23 protein-coding genes and 1 riboswitch are annotated in these 22,796 nt (G+C 55.3%); of the genes, 9 read left to right on the forward strand and 14 right to left on the reverse strand.

Annotated elements, in window-relative coordinates; genetic code table 11:
- Positions 1–5 precede the first annotated feature (5 nt).
- The 4 genes from H9X81_RS04745 to H9X81_RS04760 are packed head-to-tail and all read right to left on the reverse strand — an operon-like array spanning position 6 to position 3,357.
- Positions 6–599, reverse strand: coding sequence for an Rnf-Nqr domain containing protein (locus tag H9X81_RS04745; protein ID WP_204720246.1), 594 nt, complete (start codon positions 597–599; stop codon positions 6–8).
- Position 600: 1 nt separating this feature from the next.
- Entirely contained in the window at positions 601–1,278 is a 678-nt protein-coding gene (locus H9X81_RS04750) for an Rnf-Nqr domain containing protein (protein WP_204720248.1), read from the reverse strand.
- Positions 1,250–2,233: an RnfABCDGE type electron transport complex subunit D gene (locus H9X81_RS04755; protein ID WP_204720250.1), complete on the reverse strand. Its 984-nt coding sequence runs from the start codon at positions 2,231–2,233 to the stop codon at positions 1,250–1,252. The genes H9X81_RS04750 and H9X81_RS04755 overlap by 29 nt, the downstream gene beginning before the upstream one ends.
- Positions 2,230–3,357, reverse strand: coding sequence for a 4Fe-4S dicluster domain-containing protein (locus H9X81_RS04760; RefSeq protein ID WP_204720253.1), 1,128 nt, complete (start codon positions 3,355–3,357; stop codon positions 2,230–2,232). Before H9X81_RS04760 ends, H9X81_RS04755 begins: the two co-directional genes overlap by 4 nt.
- 52 nt (positions 3,358–3,409) lie before the next feature.
- Between H9X81_RS04760 and H9X81_RS04765 the strand changes: the two genes are divergently transcribed.
- On the forward strand, positions 3,410–3,964 hold the full coding sequence (locus tag H9X81_RS04765; RefSeq protein WP_177502314.1) for an adaptor protein MecA: 555 nt from the start codon (positions 3,410–3,412) through the stop codon (positions 3,962–3,964).
- A gap of 3 nt (positions 3,965–3,967) precedes the next feature.
- On the opposite strand, the gene rpe is transcribed toward H9X81_RS04765, so the two are convergent.
- On the reverse strand, positions 3,968–4,630 hold the full coding sequence (rpe, locus tag H9X81_RS04770) for a ribulose-phosphate 3-epimerase (protein WP_191391980.1): 663 nt from the start codon (positions 4,628–4,630) through the stop codon (positions 3,968–3,970).
- Between the two features lie 217 nt (positions 4,631–4,847).
- Between rpe and H9X81_RS04775 the strand changes: the two genes are divergently transcribed.
- Positions 4,848–5,975, forward strand: a complete 1,128-nt coding sequence (locus H9X81_RS04775) for an aldo/keto reductase (RefSeq protein WP_243424019.1) — start codon at positions 4,848–4,850, stop codon at positions 5,973–5,975.
- A 284-nt stretch (positions 5,976–6,259) separates the two neighbouring features.
- On the opposite strand, the gene H9X81_RS04780 is transcribed toward H9X81_RS04775, so the two are convergent.
- The gene (locus H9X81_RS04780; protein WP_204720255.1) at positions 6,260–6,916 is read right to left on the reverse strand and encodes a hypothetical protein; all 657 of its coding nucleotides are present in this window, start codon (positions 6,914–6,916) and stop codon (positions 6,260–6,262) included.
- A gap of 412 nt (positions 6,917–7,328) precedes the next feature.
- Here H9X81_RS04780 and H9X81_RS04785 point away from each other — a divergent pair, with 412 nt between their 5' ends.
- Positions 7,329–7,769 (forward strand): hypothetical protein, encoded by a 441-nt coding sequence (locus tag H9X81_RS04785; protein ID WP_204720257.1) that lies wholly within the window; start codon positions 7,329–7,331, stop codon positions 7,767–7,769.
- Here H9X81_RS04785 and H9X81_RS04790 read toward each other — a convergent pair.
- The 3 genes from H9X81_RS04790 to H9X81_RS04800 form a co-directional block, all read right to left on the reverse strand.
- A complete protein-coding gene (locus H9X81_RS04790) occupies positions 7,704–9,188 on the reverse strand; it encodes a S1C family serine protease (RefSeq protein ID WP_204720259.1) in 1,485 nt (494 codons plus the stop codon). The genes H9X81_RS04785 and H9X81_RS04790 overlap by 66 nt on opposite strands.
- Positions 9,189–9,529: 341 nt before the next feature.
- A complete protein-coding gene (locus H9X81_RS04795; protein ID WP_204720261.1) occupies positions 9,530–11,011 on the reverse strand; it encodes a HAMP domain-containing sensor histidine kinase in 1,482 nt (493 codons plus the stop codon).
- A 14-nt stretch (positions 11,012–11,025) separates the two neighbouring features.
- Positions 11,026–11,718, reverse strand: a complete 693-nt coding sequence (locus H9X81_RS04800) for a response regulator transcription factor (RefSeq protein ID WP_191391985.1) — start codon at positions 11,716–11,718, stop codon at positions 11,026–11,028.
- A 299-nt stretch (positions 11,719–12,017) separates the two neighbouring features.
- Between H9X81_RS04800 and ychF the strand changes: the two genes are divergently transcribed.
- From ychF to H9X81_RS04815, 3 genes are all read left to right on the forward strand, one after another.
- On the forward strand, positions 12,018–13,115 hold the full coding sequence (ychF, locus tag H9X81_RS04805) for a redox-regulated ATPase YchF (RefSeq protein WP_191391986.1): 1,098 nt from the start codon (positions 12,018–12,020) through the stop codon (positions 13,113–13,115).
- Positions 13,116–13,151: 36 nt separating this feature from the next.
- On the forward strand, positions 13,152–14,042 hold the full coding sequence (locus H9X81_RS04810; RefSeq protein WP_177502474.1) for an MTAP family purine nucleoside phosphorylase: 891 nt from the start codon (positions 13,152–13,154) through the stop codon (positions 14,040–14,042).
- Positions 14,043–14,119: 77 nt separating this feature from the next.
- Positions 14,120–14,449, forward strand: coding sequence for a hypothetical protein (locus H9X81_RS04815; RefSeq protein WP_177502473.1), 330 nt, complete (start codon positions 14,120–14,122; stop codon positions 14,447–14,449).
- Positions 14,450–14,530: 81 nt separating this feature from the next.
- Here H9X81_RS04815 and H9X81_RS04820 read toward each other — a convergent pair whose 3' ends face one another.
- From H9X81_RS04820 to H9X81_RS04840, 5 genes are all read right to left on the reverse strand, one after another.
- Positions 14,531–15,406 (reverse strand): hypothetical protein, encoded by an 876-nt coding sequence (locus H9X81_RS04820; RefSeq protein WP_204720263.1) that lies wholly within the window; start codon positions 15,404–15,406, stop codon positions 14,531–14,533.
- Between the two features lie 209 nt (positions 15,407–15,615).
- Positions 15,616–17,103, reverse strand: a complete 1,488-nt coding sequence (locus H9X81_RS04825; RefSeq protein WP_204720266.1) for a C69 family dipeptidase — start codon at positions 17,101–17,103, stop codon at positions 15,616–15,618.
- Between the two features lie 285 nt (positions 17,104–17,388).
- Entirely contained in the window at positions 17,389–18,129 is a 741-nt protein-coding gene (locus H9X81_RS04830) for an amino acid ABC transporter ATP-binding protein (protein ID WP_207751024.1), read from the reverse strand.
- A gap of 1 nt (position 18,130) precedes the next feature.
- Complete coding sequence (locus H9X81_RS04835; protein ID WP_204720268.1) at positions 18,131–18,982, reverse strand: amino acid ABC transporter permease; 852 nt, start codon at positions 18,980–18,982, stop codon at positions 18,131–18,133.
- 33 nt (positions 18,983–19,015) lie between these two features.
- Complete coding sequence (locus H9X81_RS04840) at positions 19,016–19,879, reverse strand: transporter substrate-binding domain-containing protein (protein WP_191391990.1); 864 nt, start codon at positions 19,877–19,879, stop codon at positions 19,016–19,018.
- A 196-nt stretch (positions 19,880–20,075) separates the two neighbouring features.
- A riboswitch (Lysine riboswitch) is annotated at positions 20,076–20,251 on the reverse strand.
- Between the two features lie 145 nt (positions 20,252–20,396).
- Between H9X81_RS04840 and H9X81_RS04845 the strand changes: the two genes are divergently transcribed.
- The 3 genes from H9X81_RS04845 to H9X81_RS04855 all read left to right on the forward strand — a co-directional run bounded on the left by H9X81_RS04845 (position 20,397) and on the right by H9X81_RS04855 (position 22,483).
- Positions 20,397–21,656 carry a S41 family peptidase gene (locus H9X81_RS04845; protein WP_204720270.1) on the forward strand — a complete coding sequence of 420 codons (1,260 nt, stop codon included), beginning with the start codon at positions 20,397–20,399 and terminating at the stop codon, positions 21,654–21,656.
- 166 nt (positions 21,657–21,822) lie between these two features.
- Entirely contained in the window at positions 21,823–22,209 is a 387-nt protein-coding gene (locus H9X81_RS04850) for a zinc ribbon domain-containing protein (protein WP_177502428.1), read from the forward strand.
- A 40-nt stretch (positions 22,210–22,249) separates the two neighbouring features.
- On the forward strand, positions 22,250–22,483 hold the full coding sequence (locus tag H9X81_RS04855) for a helix-turn-helix domain-containing protein (RefSeq protein WP_204720272.1): 234 nt from the start codon (positions 22,250–22,252) through the stop codon (positions 22,481–22,483).
- The last annotated feature ends 313 nt before the right edge of the window (positions 22,484–22,796 follow it).

Consider the following 22,796-nt stretch of genomic DNA (forward strand, 5'->3'; position numbering starts at 1 on the left):
GGGAATCAGAAGGTGATCGGATGGCCGATCAGCCCATAAAATGCCAGACTGAGTATTCCGATATACAGCAGCAGAATGGGCAGTCCCCGGAAGATCCGGGGCACACGGGACATGGCGATATTCTGATTGGCTACATCCAGCAGGACCAGTGCCAGTGTAACGCCTACACCAGTGCCCACAAAATAGAACAGCCGCTCCCAGAGGTTATACCGGTTGAAGGAACAGAGCAGGATAGTACCCAGCACTGCCACATTGTAGCCAGCCATCAGCAGCACATTTTTCGCACGGGCATACCATTCCCCGACTTTGCGGGAGGCTGCCACAATCATGGCAGTATGGACTGCCGCCATAATCAGGACATAGAGTGCGGAACGGATGTAGATGCTGACTCCCCGGGGATAGAGCAGCAGCGAATCTGCCGCATAGCAGATCACACCGGAGATCACAGTCATCAGGGTAATAACAGCCGAAAAGGTGAGGATCTCCTCCCTGTTCTTCAGGAAGAGCATCTTGCGGGTCACCAGAGCACGGCTGAAAATCGCATTTTCCACCATAGCGGCAGTGAACGCAATCATCAGCAGCTTTACAAAACCAGCCATCTTATGCCTTCACCTCCTCTGTCTTGGCGTCCATGGCCTCTTCCCGGTCCTTGATCAGGCACCAGGCCCGGATCGACCGGTTCACCTGGCGGCAGAATGCCGAAAGCATGCCCACCAGGATAAAACCAAAGAACGGCATCAGTACAGTGGAAATCTGCAGGCTGCTCAGAACCTTGACTCCGAAGATGCTTCCCTTGCCGAGCAGTTCCCGGAACAGGGACACCGCCATGACAAAGAACGCAAAGGAAAGCACCGACCGGGCCGCCTGTGCCAGGTTTGCCGGCAGCGATTTCTGTTCATCGCAGCGGGTTACCAGGAAGAAGGTGAGGGTATTGACCGCCAGCAGCGGGAAATAGATACCCAGCATGCCCACCGGCATCTGGAACCCGCCCAGCGGCAGACGGCTCAGGCCAGCCAGGGTCAGCGAGGAGAGCACAGCGGTCACCAGCATGTAGACCTCTCTCCCCTGTCCCATCCGCTTCAGGACCCAGCCCACAGCGGTGGACAGCAGGCTGATTGCCATCATGCCGACGCTCAGCGCGAAGGCGGCACGGGCATCCACTGTCCCCATAACGGCAAAGGGAATCGCCAGTCCGTAGGTGATGACCGGAGTGCGGGTCAGCAGGCCGTCAAACCGTCCGACCAGATGTCTATACCGTTTCAGTCTGCTGCTCTGCATAAAGCGCCCTCCTTTCCCGGTGACGGATTTTTTCATAACGCATATCAATAAACAGTGAGAAGGCATTCATCAGCAGGATCGCAAAGACAAGCCCCTCTTCATAGGCACCCAGGTACCGGAAGATCATCGCTACAACACCGGCAATCGCCGCATAGATGGTCCGTGTCGTCTGGGACTTGGGCGAAGTGGCAGGATCGTTGATGAGGAAGATCGCTCCGAACAGCAGCAGGCCGCTGGTGAGCTCATAAAGCACCGACTGGAAGCGTCCGGTGGTGATCCGGGGGAAGCAGAAAGCCGCAAGTGCCGCAGTCCCCAGAAAAGCAGCGGTGGGCCGCCAGCTGATGGTCTTGCGGATCACCAGATAGCCGAAGCAGGCCAGCAGGATCAGTACGCCGGTCCCGCCCATCGGTCCGGGATAGATGCCCAGGAAAATATCGGTAAAGGGATAGTTCGGGGTTGCGCCCAGCCGCAGCGAAGCAGCCGGAGAAGAAACCAGCCGGGCTGCCGCATTGCCCAGGGACTCGATGGGCACCGGATAGCGGAACACCGAATCCGACCAGGTGAGAACAGCAAACGCCACACCGCCGGCAGCGGGATTGAAGATGTTCTGTCCCAGTCCGCCGAAGGGCTGCTTGATGACGCCGATGGCAAAGAGGTCAGCGGCGATTACCGGGGTAAAGCCGATGCTGGCAGGCAACATCAGCGGGATCAGCAGACCGGTCACCACCGGCGAGAGATCCAGGATTCCCACCCGGCGGCTGGAAAGGAAGGTGCAGAGGAAGTCCAGCACAGTGTAGGTGATCACCGAAACGGCTCCCAGCACAAGGGTGCGGCTCCCATAGAAGAAATATGCCATCAGATAGAGCGGGACCAGGGAAATCACCATATCCCCCATCACGCTGAAATTGGACTCATGGCTGCGCACATGGGGCGGTCGGCTGTGGATCAGATTCATGCACGCACCTCCTCATTCTGCTCTTTTTCCTTCTTTGCGTTCATATACTGAACCAGCTCCATTTTGCCCCGGGTGATCTCCGAAGCGATTTTGAGCTTGGCAGGACACACATAGCTGCAGGTACCGCATCCGATGCAGAGGTCAATATCGAAATCCTCAAGCATAGAATACCGTCCTGCCTGCACAAACTTATAGAGATAGTAAGGCGAAAGCCCTACCGGACAGACATCATCGCATTTCCCACAGCCAATGCAGGTATAGTTGTAGTCCTTGAACACTTCCCGCATTGCCAGGATTCCACGGGTCTGGGCGGTGACACGGGTGCTGTCCAGGTCGGTGATGGTCACGCCGCGCATGGAGCCTCCGATCACGACCCGGGACGTTTCGTCCGACAGACCGAACTGCCGCAGCAGTTCTCCCGCTGTCTTGTCGATGGAGACCTCCAGATTGGCAGAGGTAGTCACGCCGTCTCCAGCCACCGTCACAAACACAGTGGTCTGGGCGATCTTCTCATCCACAGCCCGAGCCAGATGGATCAGCGCGCAGGCTCCGAATACTGAGGCCTTCTCCTCCCGGTGCTTCTGGATCAGCGAGTTATCAGCGGGATAACCGGCGCCTACACGGTCCACCGGCACACCGCCCAGGTTCTCCCCGATGGTCACCGGCGAATCCCCCAGCTCCTTGTAGATCTCGATCCGGGCACTCTCTGCCCCCACTGCCTCCTTGGCAAGCTCGATGCCGCGCACCAGCTGATCGGTCATCTCCAGGGCCGGAGCAAGCTGGCTCGAAATATACGGCTCATCGTCCAGCGCATCCGCAATGATGATCCGGCAGCCGGAATTTCTGGCACGATCCAGCAGCAGATAGAGCGGGCGTCCGGTATTCTCATCAATAATCCCCGCTTTCCGGGCAATGGTGACGATGTCATCTCCCTCCTGGAGATCATCAATCGGCACATGATCCAGTGTTCTGGAGCAGATCCGCTGGATGCCGCCGGAAAGCGCCGGTTCCTTATTCTGCTCCAATACGATTCCCTGACGGGCCAGCTGAATATCGCTGTACCATCGGTATGAAAACCGCTGTCCTGCAAACCGTGCAAGCAGTCGGTTGGAAAAATCAGGCATTTATTCTCTCCCTTGCATTCACTAAAATTCTCAACTGAAAGCGGCTGATAGTATGACGATCAAGAAACTCTCCCCGGATAAAGTACGCATCACCCTGAGCCATGAGGAACTGGCAGCCTATGAGATCGACTGGGACCATCTTGGCCCCGATGACGAACCCACCCGGGAACTGCTGCTGCAGCTCCTGGACAGCGCCTGGCAAACCGCCGGCTTCCGTCCGGATGAGGGACAGATCTATATCGAAGCCCTCCCCACCGAAAACGGCTGTGTGCTGATCCTCTCCAAGGCCCATGCCTCCGATACGCTGGAGAGCATCTGCACCCCGGTGATCTTCCGGTTCGAACACGCCGAAGATCTCCTCGCGGGCGCCCGGCAGCTGTTCCAGCTCTATTCCCACCGGATCTTCCGCAGTTCCCTTTACCAATGCGCCGGCGGCTGCCTGCTGCTGATCCGTCCGCTGGACCAGACCAGCCAGGAAAGCGTCATGCTGCTGGCGGAATACGGCACTCTGGCTGCCCGGGGCGAGCTGGCTGCCGCTGTGATCCAGGAACACTGTCCGGCCCTCATCGAGGAAAACGCTCTGGAGCGTCTGTGTACGCCGCAGTAATGGTTACTTCCCGGCTGCGGCTGCTTCCCGGATGGACCGGATTGCTGCCGCGTAGTCGCTCTTGCCATAGACAGCCGAACCTGCCACCAGCACTTCAGCACCATGTCCGGCTGCAACGCCGGCGGTTTCGGGATTGATGCCGCCATCCACTTCAATGAGGAAGTCCAGTCCCTTTTCCTGGCGGTATGCCGCAGCCTGGGCCACCTTGTCCGCTGTTTCAGGCATGAACTTCTGTCCGCCGAAGCCGGGATAGATGGTCATCACCAGCAGCATGTCCACCCGGTCCAGCAGCGGATAGGCCTTCTCCACCGGAGTATCGGGATTGATGGCAAGACCCACCTTGCAGCCCAGTTCCCGCAGCTTTTCAATCACTGCTTCGGGATCGCTGTTGCTCTCCAGATGGAAGGTGATGAGGTCTGCTCCGGCCTTGACAAACGGCTCCACATAATTGAGCGGATCGGTGATCATCAGATGGGTGTCCAGGAACAGATCCGTTGCCTTGCGCAGGCTCTGGACTACCGGCACACCCAGCGAAAGATTCGGCACAAAATGTCCGTCCATCACATCGACATGGAGCCAGTCTGCTCCCGCCTCCCGGACAGCTGCGGCTTCCTCTCCCAAACGGGCAAAATCACAGGACAAAATCGACGGTGCAATACGGATCATTTCAAAAGTCCTCCCTTTCTGTCATACAAAGCTGAAATTCTCTCTTTGGACATACTGATACAGTTTTTAATTTTATCGCAATCCTCCGGAAAGGTCAACAAACAATCCTCCGCAATTCTGTAAATTTTTACACACCCGGACCTGTGATTGTTTTATGGCAGAATTTGTGCTATGCTGAAGTTATCCAAAGTTCAGAAAGGAATGACTGTGCATGAAAATGTCCAAATTGGACCGTCTGGGTATTGAAGTGTCCAAGCTGGGATTCGGCTGTATGCGTCTGCCGATGAAAGGCGATGCCATCGACCGGGAACAGGCACTTGCCATGTTTGATTATGCCTATCAGCATGGCGTCAACTACTATGATACCGCCTGGCCCTATCTCGGCGGTACTTCCGAGCCGTTTGTAGGCGAAGCTCTGAGCCGGTATCCCCGGGACAGCTTCTTCCTGGCCTCCAAAATGCCGGTCTGGCTGGTGGAATCTGAAGCGGATTTCGAGCGGATCTTCGAGGAACAGCTGGTGCGTCTGAAAACCGACCACATCGATTTCTATCTGCTCCATGCCCTGAGCAAGGCACGGTTCGACAAGGTGCTGGAACAGGGCCTCTATGACCTCTGCCGCAAGAAGCAGCAGGAGGGCAAGATCCGGTATATCGGCTTCTCCTACCACGATCCCGCCGAACGGTTCCCGGCTATTGTGGACCGCTATCCCTGGGATTTTGCCCAGATCCAGTACAACTACATCGACCCCCATCTGTTGGGCGCCGATCAGCTCTACCAGACCCTGGAGAGCCGTGGAATCCCCTGCGTAGTCATGGAACCGGTACGGGGCGGCTTCCTGTCCACATTGCCGGAGGAGTTCAATGCCATCTTCCGGGAGTATGACCCCGATCGCTCTCCTGCCTCCTGGGCCCTGAAGTGGGTAGCTTCCCATTCCAATGTCAAGGTGACCCTGTCCGGCATGAGCAGCATGGAACAGATGATCGACAACATCCGCACCTTTGAAGGCGACCTCACCATGACACCGGCTGAGGAGCAGGTGGTGGATACCGTAGTCCGCAAGATCCTGGATGTCCACACTGTGCCCTGCACCGGCTGTGAGTACTGTATGCCCTGTCCCTTCGGCGTGGATATTCCCGAGGTATTCAAGGCCTACAACAACTTCAAGCTGTTCCGCAATGCGGATATGACCCGGGCTGCTTACTTTGAGCGTCTGAAAGACGGGTTCCGGGCCGACTCCTGCAAAAAGTGCGGCAAGTGCATGAAGGCCTGTCCGCAGCACATCCAGATCCCCGACATGCTGGAAACAGCCCACCGGGAGATTTCGGAAGCCTGTCTGACAAAATAAACCGCAGTTTTCCGTATCCAACCGCAAAAGCCCTCCGAATCACCTCCGGAGGGCTTTTTATATGGAAAGTGCCGCCGAATGCGGGTCAGCGCTTCCAGGGCAGATAACTGCCACTTCCCCGCAGCAGACACGAACAGGCAGGACTCTGCTCACTGCTATCCTATGCGGGATGGGATACTCTGCCACCTGCCCATTCTGTCGCTGCCCCGGAAGAACCCCCAAAAAGCAACCAAATCCCCATCCGGATGTTCCGGAGGGGATTTTTGCCGTCAAAAGTGAAAGTTTTATTTCTTGCGGATGGTGTGCAGATAGATCTGCCATGCAACACCCAGTCCGATCACGCCATAGCCTGCCAGCATGGCGGAAAACAGCTTGTCCCGGATGGTTTCCCGGTCTGACTGGTAGATCAGCGTTTCGCTTTCCGGCTCGGAGGAGGAACGGTCAGCCTCCTCATCCGCTTCCCCGTCCTTGCCTGAGCCGGACTTGTTCCCGCCGGAGGAGGTCTTGCCGCTGGATGACTCCAGCTCACTGCTGGACAGTATCAGGCTGGATTCCTCCGAGGAGACCGGCATCTCGGTCCGGTCCATCCAGGTGTCCTCGTCCTCATTGCCGGGCAGTATGATCTCATCATCGGAGTCATCTCCACCGCCGCCTCCGCCGCCCGATCCACTGCCGCTGCTACTGCCATCACCGTCCCCGGGACTGGAGGGCTCGTCCGGGTCAACCGGCGCCTGGTCGAAAATCAGGTCTGTGCCTTCAATGCGGATCTCGTTGACAACCACAGGATAGTTGGTCAGACCCCACGGTGGTCGTGCCATTGGATTTCCGGAAGTATCCCGAAGTTCCCAGGGAAAGTTGAGGGCAATGATCAGCTCCTGCGTTCCCTTTGGGACCTCATAGGTGCGTTCCTCGTAATAGTGGCGTGTTGAATTGGGAGCCATAAGACGGATTTCGTTTGAAGTCCCTATTAAGCTATGTTTACCTCCCTTAGAGTCCAGCGCATAAACCTCAAGATTAAGGGGTTTGACAAAATCGGGCGCTTTCTCCACCGGACGGAATGTAGTAGAGTTATAATCCAACGATGTCTGAAGCTGATACCAAATGGCATCGTCCTGCATATACAGTGCACCTGTTGAATCCATGTAGACCGGCTGTGTTTTTTCCACATGGTCTCTGATGGAGAATACACCATTTGTCCATACAGTTCCATTCCAGCAAGCATAAGCGGAATCATGAGAATAAAATCCGATGGTGACCTTTTCGGCGCCCTGCACCTGATAGTGGATCTCACCGGAGCGGGCATTGGAGTTCAGAAGGCCAAAGCCGGGAATATCCTCTCCCACCGTGGGAAGGATGGCAGACATGCTGTTCACTGTTGTGATGTTGTCCAGGTGTGCCCGGCTGGCGGAAAGGAAAGGCTCTGTATATAGTTCTGCACCCAAGGATATTGATACAGAAATCACAACGACCAAGCAGAAAGCGAAAATTCGTTTCATCGTATACAGACCTTTCATCGGGAGAGTTTCAAATTACAGATATATTATAATTTATGTGACAAATTTCGACAATATTATTGCGTCAGATGCGCAAATTTTCTCTTGGTCTGTATTCACGGTGAGTACGGTCTGTTTCTGTATGGCTTTGCGGTACAATAAAAAACCGACTGTCCGCAGACAGTCGGTTTATAGGAAAGAAGGAGAAAATGAAGAAAATTTTGCTTTTGGAGAATTATTCGCCGGCGCTTTCGATCAGGACTACATTGACCTCAAAGCTGCGTCCGGCACCGCCCGATGAACTGGAGCGGTAAATGGTGAGCTTGACTGTGTCACCGGGCTTGAATTCAGCCAGTTCATTGGCAAGCACATCATAGGAAGTAACCTGCTTGTCGTTGATATAGGTGATAATGTCGCCAGCCACTACATTCTTGCTTGCCAGATCCGAGGAGGGATCAACCGCTTCAATGCCGAAGCCAACCGGCATCCGACGCATGGCTGCCACAGCCTCATTGATCATATAGCCCTGGATGCCCAGTGCCGCACGACCGGTTACATGGCCGTACTGCATGAGCTCCTGGATAATCGGCAGAGCCTCGTTGATCGGGATGGCAAAGCCGATGCCCTCATAGTCGGTTTCAGCGATCTTTGCCGAGTTGATGCCTACAACCTGTCCATATTCATTGACCAGGGCACCGCCGGAGTTACCGGGGTTGATGGCTGCATCCACCTGGATATAGCTGGTGCTGTACGGAGAACTGGAATTGATATTCCGGTTCAGGCCCGAAACCATACCACCGGTTGTGGAGCCTGCCAGAACGGTACCACCCGGGTTGCCGATGGCGATGACCCGGTCACCCCGCTCCAGTTCGTCCGAGTTGCCGAACTCCGCATAGGTCAGGTTGCTGGCTTCGATCTTCAGCACTGCCAGGTCGGTATCCGAGTCCGCGCCGATCAGCTCTGCCGCATAGGCATCGCCGTTTTCCAGGACTACTGTAATGCCAGCCGCATCCTCAACCACATGGGCATTGGTGACGATATAACCATCAGCTGTCATGATAATACCGGAACCGGAGCTGGACGGGGTGAAGCTGTTGCCGAAGGCGTAGCACTCAATTCCCACTACTGCCGGGCTGACCTTCTTGATGATTTCCTTGTCCGAGAGCTTGCCGTCCGAGGAGACAGTTGTGTCGCTGTCCGACGGGGTGTCCTGGATGTTGAGCCCCGGCAGAGCGGAAACCTCCGAACTGCTGTTATCCTGCTCAACACGGCTGGAATCAATGGCACTGTAAATGCTGTAACCGCAGAACGCCAGTGCAAAGACACCAACCAGGCATCCTACCAGGATCGCAGCCATGCGACCGCGCTTCTTGCGGGCAGCCTGATCCCGGGCCGGTGCGCTGCTCTGCTGATCGTAGTCCGCAAAGTTCCACTCATAGGTCCCGGTCATGCCATAAGGACGGTCCGACCGCCGGTTCTGTCCGGCAGAGAACGGATCTACGCCGTAATCCCGGCGCTCTTCCCCTTGGTTCGGATTGCCGGTATTGCCGCTGTTGTGATCCGGGCCGGAGTGTACGCCGCCATAGCCGGTGGAGGCGTATCCGCTCATCCGTTCCTGATCGGCTGAACCGTTTCTCGGCGGATAGATCCGGTCATCGGAATGGATCTCTCCGTTGCCCTGCTCGGTATTGCCGTTTGTATTCCGTCTGGTTTCATCCATTGGTTCCCCATTCGGATATTCTCTGTTGTCGTTCATAAGGCCACCCCCCACATATCCCTTACAGCCATCAGGCTGCTTTAATCTTTTTACAAGTATTAGATTACCAAAGCTTATTGAATAGTTTTTGAACGCCCATTAAATTTTTTGGAGTTTTTTCCAGATGCCAAAAACCGCATGTTCAAGGGATTTTTTCATTATCCATGCCCTGTTTTCCTGTCAAAATGCACCCAGTTTGCAATTTGGATGCCGATTCTTTTTATCCTTTTACATTTTTTCATCTGCCCGAAAAAAATGGCTGAAGCAGCCTTGGATTTTTGCTTCAGCCATGCCCCTTCCGCCGGTTATTCACCCTGCGGACGGTTCTTTTCCTTTTCGTTTTTCAGGAGATTCTGGGAATTGCGTGCGTTTGCGGTTTTCAGTGTGAACTGGAACTCACAGTACTCCCCTTCTACACTGCGCACAATGATCTCACCCGAATGCATGTTGATCACCGTCCGCACAATGCTCAGGCCCAGGCCTACTCCCGTCTTGTCCATGCTGCGGGACTTATCGGTCTTGTAGAAACGGTCAAAGACATGGGCTACCTCTTCCTTGCTCAGGCCCGCACCGGAATTCTTGACCCCGATATAGGTCAGATCATCCTGTACATCATAGCTGAACTCGATATAGCCGCCGTCATTGACAAACTTGACCGCATTGTCGATGAGGTTATAGACCACCTGATGGATCAGGTCCACATCCGCCAGCACCATGACACGGTCCGCTTCCAGACCACGGATGTCCAGATGCTTGTCCTCAATGCGCTGCTCGAAGGTGAACACGGTACGCAGGATCACATCGTTAATGTCCACCGGGGCCAGCTCGATCTTCATCTCGCCCGCCTCGATCTTGGCGACATCCAGCATGGAACGCACCAGCCGGGACAGACGCTTGACCTCCGCAGATACGATCTCCAGATAGTGCCGCTCCCGGTCCGGCGGGATGGTCCCGTCCAGAATGCCGTCAATAAAGCCACCGATGGTGGTCATGGGTGTTTTCAGCTCATGGGACACATTGGCAATAAAGCTGCGCCGGGTGCTCTCCATGGTGGTCATGGACGAGGCCATGTTGTTGAACGCCATCGCCAGCTTACCCAGCTCATCGAAATCCCCCACCGGAACACGTGCCGAGAAATCTCCCTTGGAGAAGCTCTCGGTGGCAGCAACCATCTGCCGGATGGGACGAACCATCCGTCCGGTGATGTAGTAGACACAGATGAACACCACGATCAGAGCCGCGAGAGCGGACAGGGCGAACATCTGCAGGGTATCGGTGACAAACTGGGTCAGGCTCTCCGCACTGGAGGCCGCGAATACAGCTCCCACCACGCTGCCATTGGGCGTTGTGAGCGGAACACCCACGATATAATGCGGCGTGGAATAGATGGCGCCCAGATGCCCGACATTGTGGTATTCACCCCGGATCACCTGGGACATGACATCCTCATCCACCGAATAGAGCGAATGGTTGCAGCCGCTGGTTTCGGTGCAGAGCAGAGTTTTGCCGTTGACATCCACCAGGAAAATATCGGCGTCAATGGCATCTCCCAGGATGGTATAGACATTCAGCACCCGGGAGGCGGACACATAGTCATAGTCATTGACCGACAGATCCTCCATGGTAATGGATACCGCCTGTTTGACATTCCGGGAAAGAAGGTCATACTTCTCCTGCTCAAAATAGTTGGATGTGAGGATCAGAAATACCGAACCGATCAGTGCAATGGATACCAGGATCATCATGACACAGATGGAATAGTATTTTGAAAACAGGCTTTTCTGCATAAAAACGCCCGCCTTTATTCCTTTACTTCAAACTTGTAGCCTACACCCCAGACAGTCTTGAGCGACCACTGATCCGATACGCCTTCCAGCTTTTCACGCAGACGCTTGATATGTACATCCACGGTACGGCTATCGCCATAATATTCAAAGCCCCAGACCTCATCCAGAAGCTGGTCACGGGTATATACACGGTTCGGATTGCTTGCCAGATGGTAGAGCAGTTCCAGCTCCTTGGGCGGAGTTTCCACAACCTTGCCATCCACCTTGAGCTCATACCGGGTCATGTTGACAGTGAGCTTGTCATAGGATACTTCCTTGACATCATTCTCCACAGCCGGCTTGCCGGTACGGCGGGTGACCGCCTTGATCCGGGCTACGATTTCCTTGGCATCAAAGGGCTTGACTACATAGTCATCCGCACCCAGTTCCAGACCGAGCACCTTATCAAAGGTCTCACCCTTGGCGGTGATCATAATGATCGGGCAGTTGGACTTTTTGCGGATCTCCCGGCATACCTGCCAGCCATCCAGCTTGGGCATCATAATGTCCAGCAGCACCAGATCCGGAGTGTCCGCGTTGAATTTGGCAACGGCTTCCTCTCCGTCCGCAGCCAGCTCGGTGGTATAGCCTTCCTTTTCCAGATAGAGCCGGAGCAGTTCCGCGATGTTGCGGTCATCATCAGCAACCAGAATTTTTCCAAGTGCCATATTTGATTCCTCCCTTAAGACCCGAAGTTACCCTTTGGATCTGACTTTTTACATTTATAATGCCGTCATATAAAAATACTATCCCGTTTCATTATCCTTCAAATTGACGGGGATTGCAAGAACTACTCATTATTATACCGATATTTGCCAGAAAATAGTTGAATAATTCTTGAATCTTTTCCAACTTGCCCGTAAACGATACTTGTGAAAAAGGAAAAATCCCGTTATAATAAGGGGTGGAATATCCGGCACAGCTGATTCCGCCTCGGAAGCGGTGCCGCAGTTTTGGAGGACAAGACATGAAACTTGGAATCGTGGGTCTGCCCAATGTGGGCAAAAGCACACTGTTCAATGCGATCACCAATGCCGGTGCGCAGGCTGCCAACTATCCCTTCTGCACCATCGAACCCAATGTGGGTGTGGTTGCAGTTCCGGATGAGCGTCTGGATAAGCTGGCTGAAATGTATGATCCGGATAAGGTTACCCCTGCCACCATCGAATTTGTAGACATTGCAGGTCTGGTGCGGGGCGCTGCCAATGGCGAAGGCCTTGGAAACAAGTTCCTCTCCCATATCCGGGAAGTGGATGCCATCATCCATGTGGTACGCTGCTTTGAGGATGGCGAGATCGTCCATGTGGACGGTTCCATCAACCCCAAGCGGGATATTGAAACCATTAACTACGAACTGATCCTCTCGGATATCGACATTCTCGACCGCCGGATCGACCGGGCTGTAAAGGCGCTCAAGGGCGACAAGAAGTACCAGACCGAAGTGGATATGCTCCAGCGGCTCAAGGCCTATCTGGAAACCGGCGCCTCGGCCCGCGGCTTCGAATGCGAAAGCGATGCGGAGCGGGAGATCTTTGCTGACATTCCCCTGCTCTCCGCCAAGCCGGTCATCTATGCCGCCAACATGAGCGAAGCGGAGTTCACTGAGGGCATCGAAGGCAACCCCTACCTGGCCCAGGTTCAGGAGATCGCCGCTGCGGAAGGCGCTGAAGTTGTGCCGATCTGCGCCCGTCTGGAAGAGGAGATCACCGACATGACCAAGGAGGAAAAGCTCATGTTCCTGGAGGAACTGGGTCTGCATGAATCCGGTCTGGACCGTCTGATCAAGGCGAGCTATGCCCTGCTGGGTCTGATCTCCTACCTCACCGCCGGAAAACAGGAAGTGCGTGCCTGGACCATTACCAAGGGCACCAAGGCTCCCCAGGCTGCCGGTAAGATCCACTCCGACTTTGAGCGAGGCTTTATCCGTGCCGAAGTGGTTTCCTATGATAACCTCATGGCCTGCGGCAGTATGGCTGCTGCCAAGGAAAAAGGTCTGGTGGGAAGCGAAGGCAAGGACTATGTCATGAAGGACGGCGACATTGTTCTGTTCCGCTTCAATGTCTGATCAAAGCGCATTACTGCTGATAAAGGAGAAATCATCATGATTATGAAGGAAATCCCCAAGGTCCGCTATGCTGTCATCGGCGGCTCCGGCACCTGGGCCGGCGAATATCCGGAAAACACCGGCATTGAAGGCATCCGCATCCTGCAGCGGGATATGGAGTTTGAAACCCCCTTTGGCACCACTGTGCCCATGAAGCTGTTTGAGCTGGATGGCTCCCTCACCGCTGATGGTCAGCCCCGTCAGGTGCTGACTGTGCCCTTCCATGGCTTCCACGGCCTGGCCCCCTGGAACACCCCTTCGGAGCAGGTGTTCTGGGTATTCCAGCAGGCCGGTGTGGAATATATTGTGGCTGAGGGCAGTGCCGGCGGCATCAATCCCCTGCTCGATCCCGGTGATGTTGTGGTGCCCCATGATTTCATCGATATGACCAAGCGCCCCAGCAACATCCATCACTTCACCAACAATATCCCCCGCATGAACGACCCCCTCTGCCCTGACCTGCGTAATCTGCTGGTTCAGGCTGCACGGGAAGTCTATGCCGGTCAGAACAACCGCATCTTCAGCCGCGGCGTCTATGGCAACACCGAACCGCCCCGGTTCGAGACTCCTTCGGAAGTCCGGATGCTCCGCACCATGGGTGCTGACCTCACTGCCCACACCATCGCAGTGGAGGCCTATCTGTCCCGTGCCATCGGCGCCTGCTATGCCGGTGCCTACATCGTCAGCAACTTCGCCGAGGGCGTTGTGGATACCAGCTGGCAGGGTGAAAACATCTTCGACTGCTACCGGGACTGCGCTGACAAGTTCGGTCGGATCACCGTAAAGGCCATCGCTGCCATCGATCCTTCCAAGAAGCACTGTCACTGCCAGGAAAATATGATTGTTGTTCCCAGCACGGTCAAGGAACGCATTACCATGGAACCCTAAGCCTGTTTTTTTATTAAATTCCCTATAAAACCTGGCTCCGTTCAGCTGACGAAGCCGCTTGAATGGAGGTATTTCCCATGAGCGTACGCACTATCACGGAGGACACCGTCATTGACAACATCTGTTATGACGATCTGATCGTCACTTCCGGCGCCAATGTCACCCTGAAGGGCACATTGTACGGCAATGTGGATGTCAAGGACAACAGCCATTTCCAGCTCAACGGCATCATGCGCGGCAATCTCTTTGTTTCCGGCTCTGCCACCGCAGAGATCACCGGCAGCATCTTCGCGGATGAGATCCTGGATTCCGGCCGCCTGACCATCTATGGTCTGGTGACTTCGAAGAGCGGTCCTTATCACGCCAATATGCGTCCCGGCGCCTATGTGAACATGATCCTGCACTGATCCCCATGTGACCCACGCACAGCAGAAAACCCGGAAGGAAAGCAGCTGCTTTCCTTCCGGGTTTTTCTTTCTGCGGGACTGTCAGTGCCGGTTCCGGCGCCGTCTGCGTACAAAGAGCCAGATGAGCAGAATCACCACAGCGGCGGCGATCAGAAGAAACGGTGCCATCATGGTGAGCGTCATCATCAGATAGGGGCTGCGCAGGGTACTGAAGATGTTCTGGTACCAGTTTTCGTCCACAGTGATCCAGAGATCCTCCCCGGGGAGCGCAGCGGAATGGTAGCGGTAGCTTCTCTCCCCCACCTTTTCAAATTCCAGGCTGCTGCCCTTGAGCACCGGCATATCCTCTCCCAGGGTCAGATTGATGGTCAGGTCCTCGAAGCCATTCCACAGGGCAGCCGGAGTGAGATAATAGCGCAGCTCTCCCCGCTTCTCATTGAAGTCATACCCCGGATACCCGCCCAGCGCATAGGTATAGGAAACCACCACATCACAGGTTTCCCCGGGCTCAAAGTCCATTTGGAATGTGACAGTGTCCACCGTCTTATCCCTGTCCCAGGCGGCGGTTTCCCCACGGGTCAGGACTGCATAGCGCCAGTCCTCGGTCTGAATTCTGGTGTCATAGTGCAAGGCAAAGCTCTCGGCTTCATAGGGAACCTCCTGCCCGTCTACGGTCACCTGTACGCCGGCATACTCCATATTCGGCGACAGGAACATCGACTGGGTAGCCACCGGCTCATCGGTGGTGTTCTCCATCTGATAGGTCGCTGTGATCCGGGCCGTCTCACCGTCAATGACAATGTCCAGCACCTCCGAGCGCACCGCAAGGCTCTCATTCTCCTCCAGCGTGACAGCTGCCCCCATATCCGGTTCTGACGGAGCCGCCATATTGCCGTACGCAATCTGCAGCGACGCCAGGGCTGTCGCCAGCGCCAGAGCCAAACTGAGTTTCTTCATCGTGATCCCTCCTGTCAAAAGTCTGCGCAGTAAGGTTCCTGTGGAGCATACTCCTCTGATTTTATTCTAACACAGTGCCGCAGCCCCTGAAAAGCCCTGTTTCATCCAAAAAAAGCCGGTATATCCCAGCGGACATACCGGCTTTTCGGATTTTATGCGGTCTGTCCGGAGATCAGGGACAGTGCGCTGTTCTTCGATCTGTGGAAAACTCAGACATTTTCCGGAGGCAGGTACCGGGTGGAGCTGTTCTTGAGAATGCGCTCCTCGCCCAGCTGCTCTACCATCTTCCAGGCCCAATCCCAGGCCTTCTGTGCCTGTGCTTCGGTATAGGCCGAGAGCAGTTCCTCCGCCAGCTCCGGAGCCTCCTTCAGCAGGCTGCGGCACTTTTCACGGAAGGCAGGCTGTTCTGCGTCCCAGGCAGCTTCCAGCTCGTCTGCCGACTTGCGGATAGTCTCATGGGTGCCCTTGTAGTCAAACTCGGTGAAGTACTGCAGAACACGGAATGCCCAGAATGCCTTGGACACATCAATATGCAGCTCCTCCTCACCCGGTGCGAAGTGGGTATCCTGGCTGACAGTCACCGGCAGCCACTGATAGCCCTTCGGAGCCCGCTTGGCGCCCAGGTACCACGGCACATAGGGGCTGATGCACGGCTTGGGAGCCGCGCGCCAGATACAGGTCATTGCCGGCTCTTCCGCAAACTCGATCACCGAGGATTCCGCTGTCATGGCGTTGCAGAGCGGACAAGGATCACGGTCAATGTGCGGATTGCGCTCATAACCGTTGTTGTAATCGTCCTCGGTGCCCTCAAAGTGGCTGGACAGCAGACGGCGCAGCTCTGCTACGGTGTACTTCCGGGGTGCCTTGCGGGAGAAGGGACGCCACTCCTCAGGGCGCTCTCCCAGCAGCATGGGCCAGGTCTGACGGGCACGGATCAGGTTATGTACCTTGTCCGGGCCGTCCTGATAGGCTCTCGCAAAGTCAAAGTCGCTGTAATCACCGGGAACAGCAGGCTGATACCAACCATTCTTCATAGCATACTCCACCAGATCCTTGGAGAAGTAGCAGTTCTTGTGCTCAGCGTCTGCGAAATCCACCTCATGGATGGTGTAGTTATTGGGGATCATGTAGACATGGTCGTCCGGGATACGCTTGGCAACATACCGGCGGCCTGTGGGAATCTGGAACACCCAGGCCTCGTTCTTATCGCAGAACTGATAGCTGCGTCCGCTGGTATAACCGAACTCCTCAATCAGGGCGCCGGCAATCTCCACGGCCTCCCGGGCGGAACGGGCACGCTCTGCCACCAGACGGCGCAGACCATAGCCGATTCCCATATCCTCGGGCTTTTCCTCGCCGATCCTGCTGGGACGGCAGGCGTTGGAAACCACTGCCACACCCCATTCATTTACAAAACAGTCCGCAAAGGAGATGCCGCCCTCACAGCGGAAGTCCGACCACTGATAGGCATAGGTCTCCTCCACCTGGGGGATCACACCCTTGGCATCCGCAAAGCGGATGGTCTCACCGGGCTTATGACGGATACGGGGAACCTTGTGGACCTGGATCACACAGTCGTAGTCATCTTCGTTATGAGCTACCAGTACATATCCTGTGGCAGAGGCATCCTTGCCGACAATAATAGTGCTGCAGCTGCCTCGGTCCCGGGACGGGGAATATTCATAATCAAATGCCATGTCAATGAATCTCCTTTCGGCTGTCTGCGTCAAATCCGATACGCATTTTGAATCTATAACAGCCATGAAATTTCAAGTCGTTTCTATCATACTCGATATGCGAAGTAAAATCAACACTTTTTGCAGGATTTTTACGCAGGATTTTCGTCATTTTGCTTTCAATATGACGGATAACTTTTATAAAATTGCATTTCACCGCATAAGAGCGTCATTTTCTCCCCTGGCACGGCACGCAAAAAAAAGAACCCCCGGAGGAATCCTCCGAGGGCTTTTCCTTATAGATTATCAGCGATTGGTGAAGCGGGACAGGAACTCCTGGGTGCGGGGGTTCTGCGGATTGCCGAACACCTCTTCCGAAGTGCCCTCCTCACAGATCACGCCATCCGCCATGAACACCACATGGCTGGACACATCCCGGGCAAAGGCCATCTCATGGGTTACCACGATCATGGTAAGGCCTTCCTCTGCCAGCTGGCGCATAACCGAGAGCACCTCCCCTACCATCTGGGGGTCCAGTGCCGAGGTGGGCTCATCAAAGAGCAGCACCTCCGGCTCCATGGCAAGGGCACGCGCAATGGCGACACGCTGCTTCATACCGCCCGAGAGCTGCCGGGGACGGGCATTTACATAGGGAGCCATTCCCACCTTCTCCAGGAAGCGCATGGCAGTGGCCCGGGCCTCCTCCGGCTTCTTGCCCAGCACCTTGATGGGGCCGACCATGCAGTTTTCCAGCACAGTCATATTGTTGAACAGATTGAAACTCTGGAATACCATTCCCACCTTGGCACGGTAGGCACAGGCGTCATTCCCCTTTGCGGAGATGGGCTTGCCGTGGAACAGGATCTCACCGGCAGAAGGACGCTCCAGCAGATTGATGCACCGCAGCAGGGTGGATTTACCGCTGCCGGATGCGCCGATGATACTGGTGACATCGCCTTCCCGGACAGTAAAGTCCATATCCCGAAGAACGGTATGGTTTCCGAATGTCTTCTGAAGATGGCGTACTTCAATGATGGTTTCCGACATTTCACATACCTCCTTCGCTGGTTTCGGGCTGCTCCTGACGGGCACGGTAGTCGGCATTGGTCTCCACCGGGCGGGGACGGTACTTGGTCATGCCCTCACCCATGAGAGTATCGTTCATGGCAAGGTCATAGCTGTCCGGGCCAGCCATACGGTCCTCGATCACCCGCAGGATTCTCGAGCAGGTGAAGGTGAGGATAAAGTAGATCACCATGGCAATGGAATAGGCCGGGAAGAACGCATAGGTGGCACCGACGATGCTCTTGACATTGTAGAACAGCTCTACAACGCTGATGATCGACAGAACGCAGGTATCCTTGATGTTGATGATCAGGTTGTTGCCGATCTGGGGCATGATATTGCGCAGTGCCTGAGGCAGAATGACATTGGTCATGATCTGCATGTGATTCATGCCGATGGCCATGGCGCCTTCGGTCTGACCGGGATCGATGGAAAGAATACCGCCCCGGACTGTTTCCGCCATATAGGCGCCGGTATTGATGGATACAATGAACAGGGCCGCAGTCCAGGTGCCCATGTGGATGTCAAACAGCATGGCTGCGCCATAGTAAATGAAAGCAGCCTGTACCATCATGGGAGTACCGCGGAAGATCTCTACATAGGCATTGAGCAGAGCCTTGAAGAAGCCTACCACTGCCCAGTGCACCGGATTCTCCTGGCGGTTGGTGGGGATTGTCTGCACAATGCCCACCGCAAAGCCGATCACACAGCCGATGGCTGTGGAGATCACTGCGATCACCATGGTTTTCCACGCACCCGAAAGGAGCATGGAGCCGTATTCATTCAGAATATATGCCACCCAGCCGAAAAAGTCATTCGCCTCAGGGAGTGCCATAGGATTTTCCCTCCTAATCTAAATTGCGCCGGATCACTTGCTCAGCGGCTGAACGCTGATTGCCTGATCCATCAGTTCAGTAAAGTCCTCTTCTGTCATAGTGGAGAGTACGCTGTCCAGTTTCTCCTTGAGCTCAGTGTTACCCTTCTTGAGAGAGATACCGATGTTGATATCTTCATCCGAAACCTCGAACTCACCCTCGGTGCCGGTGAAGTCCAGCATGGTGAAGTCAGAGTAAGCAACGCAGGCTGCCAGACCAGTGGGCTTATCGGTTACCACGATGTCGCAGGTGCCGCTGTTCAGAGCAACCAGCATAGCCGGAGCATCTGCCTGAGCCGGCAGGATATTGGCGTCCGGGATCTGGGGCAGGCAGTTGTTGTACCAGATGGTGTTCATCTGGCTGGTGGCAGTGGCACCGCTGAGATCTGCTACGCTGGCAGCCGAAGCATATTGGGAATCCGACTTGGTCAGAGTGACGATGGTAGCATAGAAGTAGGGCTCAGTGAAGTCCACCTGCTGCATACGGTCTGCGGTAATGGACTGACCAGCGATAACACAGTCCACTGTACCGGACTGTACAGCCGGGATCAGGCTGTCCCAGTCGCTCTTGACAATCTCCAGCTCCACGCCCAGTTCCTCAGCCAGCTTCTTGGCAATGATCACATCATAGCCGTTGGCATAGTTATTGGAATCCTTGATCGGCACAGCGCCATTGGAATCATCGGCCTGAGTCCAGTTGTAAGGGGCGTAGGCACATTCCATGGCAACGGTCAGGACGCCGTCCTCCAGGCCGCTCTTGGCAGCAGTGCTGCTCTCTTCCCCGCCGGAGCAAGCGGTCAGGCCCAGGGTCATCAGTGCGGCCAGTGCCGCTGCGGACAGTCTTCTTGCAATACTCATGTCAGTTTCTCCTTTTCATTCTCACTTGGTGGTTCCCCATGGTCCAGTCAAAAAGAAAAGACCATGGCGCAGTCCCGTGAGACGCTCCATGGCCTGTGAAATACAAAAGCTCCCGCTGCGGAAAATCCACAGCCAGATGATACATCACAAGTGTAGGAATGGTAGCGCTTCACAGATGCACCGCTGAAAGGGCTCACCCGTCAGCAGCGCTTCACAGATGTGACAGTCCGTCAGATCTTATTCTGACGGCCCAACGAAACAGCGGATCGTCCTCTGCTTCATTTCGGCGGCTGACACCTTTCCCACAGACGGCTGACGATCCAGCTTTTACTGTCTGCGGTACTCATTACAAACCGCGCCTCTACCTGATGTTTGTTCATTCTATCACAGAACATTCACATTGTCAACTGTCTGTTTACAAAAAATGTCCGTTTTATGCCCTTTTCCGGGGTTTCCCTTGCATTCTTCCGCAAAAATCCCTACAATAAAATCAGAATTTCTTTGCCGGAGGCCATATATGAAACGCTCCCTGAAACTCCTCACAGCCGGTCTGTGCGTCCTTGGACTGACCGCTGCTGCCGCCTTTGGGTTCCTGCGTTACCAGAACCAGCGCACCCAGACCATCCTGGGGCTTACTACCGAACAGAAGCTCCAGGACTTCGATGCGCTCTGCACCCTGCTCGACCGGAACTATCCCTTCTGGAAGGAGGCAGAACAGGCCGGACTGAACCGTTCAGAGCTGTACCAGTCAGCCCGGGAGGAAATCGCCCGAACTGACACCGATATTGCCTATTTCAAGGAGATCGGGCAGTTCCTGGGTGAATTCCAGGGGCTGGGGCATCTCTCGGTCCTGGACGGGAGCATGTACCGGCTGTACCTGGACACGCTGGACAGCGGCAGTTCCCTGCTCTCGGACCGGGAGCAGGACTCCATCGCAATGATCCGCTCGGTGCTGGAATCCCCGAAGGTACAGCACACATACAGTCTGCTGGATCAGAGCCATACAGGATTCCGCAGTACCATCGGGCTCAAGGCAGAGTATCAGAGCGGAGCGGAAAATTCCGTCCCGGCTGCTGAATCCTCCGGCATCACCTCTGAAATCCTGGCGGACGGCAATGCCGCCTACCTGAAGATCGACAGCTTTGCGCTCACCGGCTACGAAGCGGCCCGGACAGAGCTGGAAAGCTTCTTTGCCGAGATCCGGCAGGTATCCAATCTGATCATCGATCTGCGCGGCAACGGCGGCGGCAGTGACCGGTACTGGGAAGATCTGCTGGTGCGCCCCAATGCCGCCCGGCTGCTGCACTCCGAGCGGTGGTACCTGCTGAACCTCACCGAGGAGACCCGGGCCTACCTTGACACCCTCGGCCTGACTGCCCAGGAAATCTCCGCGCTGCCGGACAATTTGCAGCCGGCTGCGGAGGGCTTCACCCACTGCGTCTGCGGCGTCACTGAGTTTGAGCCTGCCTCCTCTCCCTACCCCGGGAAGATCTGGGTGCTGGTGGACGAAGGTGTCTACTCCGCCTCGGAGAATTTTGCAGCCTTCTGCAAGAATACCGGCTTTGCAACGCTGGTGGGCGAACCCACCGGCGGCGATGGCGGAATCGCTGACCCCATGCTGTTTGCTCTGCCGGAAAGCGGGCTGGTGGTGCGGTTCAGCGTATTTTACGGGCTGAACGCCGACGGCAGCGGCAATGAAGCAGCAGGCACCCAGCCGGATTATACCGTTTCCGAGGGGGACGATGCTCTTGCCAGCTGTCTCTCCCTCATCGGCTGAGAAGCCAGTGCAGACCCTCCTGCAAAATACACAAATTTTTAACACAGTACAGCGAAAATATGATATAATAGCCTCAGCAGGCCGGTATTTGCCGTCTGCCCTTCAGTCCTTTGTACAGGCTACTGAAACATGATTTTTGCCTTTTAATATCGGGGAGGTTTTTAATATGAAAAGTATCAAGCCCGGCCGCGGTCCTTCCATGATGGGCGGTATCTCCGCTCTGTTCGCCGCTCTGTTCGGTGTGTTCTGGATCATCGTTGTTCTGCAGAGCGGCGGCGGATTTTTCGCTTTCTTCGGCGTGATCTTCATTGCCATGGCTCTCGTTCAGGCCTGGTACAACTTCCATAACGCCAGCCAGAAAGACCGGTTTTCCAGCTTCGATATTGTGGACTCCCGGGAGGAAATGGACCCTCTGGACCCCCGGTATGCCGGTCAGGACGATATTCCTGTGCGCAGCAGTGATTCCGACGCCCCTCGGTTCTGTCCCTACTGCGGAGCCGAACTCCAGTCGGACTATCTGTACTGTCCCGAGTGCGGCAAAAAGCTGCGCTGACTGTCGTTTTGACTGATCCTGATTCCGGAGGTGTTCTGTTGTGACTGCGTCCCATCGGGTGGGCCGGATTCTGCGCCGGTACCGCCTGGAACACCATCTCTCCCAGGAAGCCATGGCTGACCTTTGTGAGATCAGCACCCGGCACTACTGTGATCTGGAAAACGGCTGCACCAATCCCAAGCTCGATACGGTAGAGCGTGTATTTGATGCGCTCCATCTGAGTTTCTGTCTTCTGGACCGTCCGGACTTCCACTGTACGGAAGAGGAGATTTGATTTGCATTTCCCACCGAAGTGTGCGATAATGAATAAAATCCATCAAAGGAGGTGACTGCGGACAGCAAAGGACAGTTTCATCAATGGAGGTGACCATCAACAGACAGACTAACAAACATCAAAGCGCCAGAACCTGTATGGTTGACGAGGCGGGAGGAGTATCGAACGATTCGGCGGGTGCCTCCCCGCTCGGTTCCGGAGCGCAGGACAGCGGACAAAACCTTTGGGAAACCAAACCGACAGAACCCTGTCCACGGAACACATATCAGCCGGTTTCCCGGCATAAAAATGAATTTGAAATCGCTTTATATAT

The organism is Hydrogenoanaerobacterium saccharovorans (genome assembly GCF_016901815.1).
Taxonomy (GTDB): Bacteria; Bacillota; Clostridia; order Oscillospirales; family Ruminococcaceae; genus Avimicrobium; species Avimicrobium caecorum.

What these genes read in the sequence shown, in the direction of transcription:
- H9X81_RS04745 (WP_204720246.1), bottom strand. Translation starts at nt 599, where the DNA reads ATGGCTGGTTTTGTAAAGCTGCTGATGATTGCGTTCACTGCCGCTATG.
- H9X81_RS04750 (WP_204720248.1), bottom strand. Translation starts at nt 1,278, where the DNA reads ATGCAGAGCAGCAGACTGAAACGGTATAGACATCTGGTCGGACGGTTT.
- H9X81_RS04755 (WP_204720250.1), bottom strand. Translation starts at nt 2,233, where the DNA reads ATGAATCTGATCCACAGCCGACCGCCCCATGTGCGCAGCCATGAGTCC.
- H9X81_RS04760 (WP_204720253.1), bottom strand. Translation starts at nt 3,357, where the DNA reads ATGCCTGATTTTTCCAACCGACTGCTTGCACGGTTTGCAGGACAGCGG.
- H9X81_RS04765 (WP_177502314.1), top strand. Translation starts at nt 3,410, where the DNA reads ATGACGATCAAGAAACTCTCCCCGGATAAAGTACGCATCACCCTGAGC.
- rpe (WP_191391980.1), bottom strand. Translation starts at nt 4,630, where the DNA reads ATGATCCGTATTGCACCGTCGATTTTGTCCTGTGATTTTGCCCGTTTG.
- H9X81_RS04775 (WP_243424019.1), top strand. Translation starts at nt 4,848, where the DNA reads ATGTCCAAATTGGACCGTCTGGGTATTGAAGTGTCCAAGCTGGGATTC.
- H9X81_RS04780 (WP_204720255.1), bottom strand. Translation starts at nt 6,916, where the DNA reads ATGGCTCCCAATTCAACACGCCACTATTACGAGGAACGCACCTATGAG.
- H9X81_RS04785 (WP_204720257.1), top strand. Translation starts at nt 7,329, where the DNA reads ATGGCAGACATGCTGTTCACTGTTGTGATGTTGTCCAGGTGTGCCCGG.
- H9X81_RS04790 (WP_204720259.1), bottom strand. Translation starts at nt 9,188, where the DNA reads ATGGATGAAACCAGACGGAATACAAACGGCAATACCGAGCAGGGCAAC.
- H9X81_RS04795 (WP_204720261.1), bottom strand. Translation starts at nt 11,011, where the DNA reads ATGCAGAAAAGCCTGTTTTCAAAATACTATTCCATCTGTGTCATGATG.
- H9X81_RS04800 (WP_191391985.1), bottom strand. Translation starts at nt 11,718, where the DNA reads ATGGCACTTGGAAAAATTCTGGTTGCTGATGATGACCGCAACATCGCG.
- ychF (WP_191391986.1), top strand. Translation starts at nt 12,018, where the DNA reads ATGAAACTTGGAATCGTGGGTCTGCCCAATGTGGGCAAAAGCACACTG.
- H9X81_RS04810 (WP_177502474.1), top strand. Translation starts at nt 13,152, where the DNA reads ATGATTATGAAGGAAATCCCCAAGGTCCGCTATGCTGTCATCGGCGGC.
- H9X81_RS04815 (WP_177502473.1), top strand. Translation starts at nt 14,120, where the DNA reads ATGAGCGTACGCACTATCACGGAGGACACCGTCATTGACAACATCTGT.
- H9X81_RS04820 (WP_204720263.1), bottom strand. Translation starts at nt 15,406, where the DNA reads ATGAAGAAACTCAGTTTGGCTCTGGCGCTGGCGACAGCCCTGGCGTCG.
- H9X81_RS04825 (WP_204720266.1), bottom strand. Translation starts at nt 17,103, where the DNA reads ATGGCATTTGATTATGAATATTCCCCGTCCCGGGACCGAGGCAGCTGC.
- H9X81_RS04830 (WP_207751024.1), bottom strand. Translation starts at nt 18,129, where the DNA reads ATGTCGGAAACCATCATTGAAGTACGCCATCTTCAGAAGACATTCGGA.
- H9X81_RS04835 (WP_204720268.1), bottom strand. Translation starts at nt 18,982, where the DNA reads ATGGCACTCCCTGAGGCGAATGACTTTTTCGGCTGGGTGGCATATATT.
- H9X81_RS04840 (WP_191391990.1), bottom strand. Translation starts at nt 19,879, where the DNA reads ATGAGTATTGCAAGAAGACTGTCCGCAGCGGCACTGGCCGCACTGATG.
- H9X81_RS04845 (WP_204720270.1), top strand. Translation starts at nt 20,397, where the DNA reads ATGAAACGCTCCCTGAAACTCCTCACAGCCGGTCTGTGCGTCCTTGGA.
- H9X81_RS04850 (WP_177502428.1), top strand. Translation starts at nt 21,823, where the DNA reads ATGAAAAGTATCAAGCCCGGCCGCGGTCCTTCCATGATGGGCGGTATC.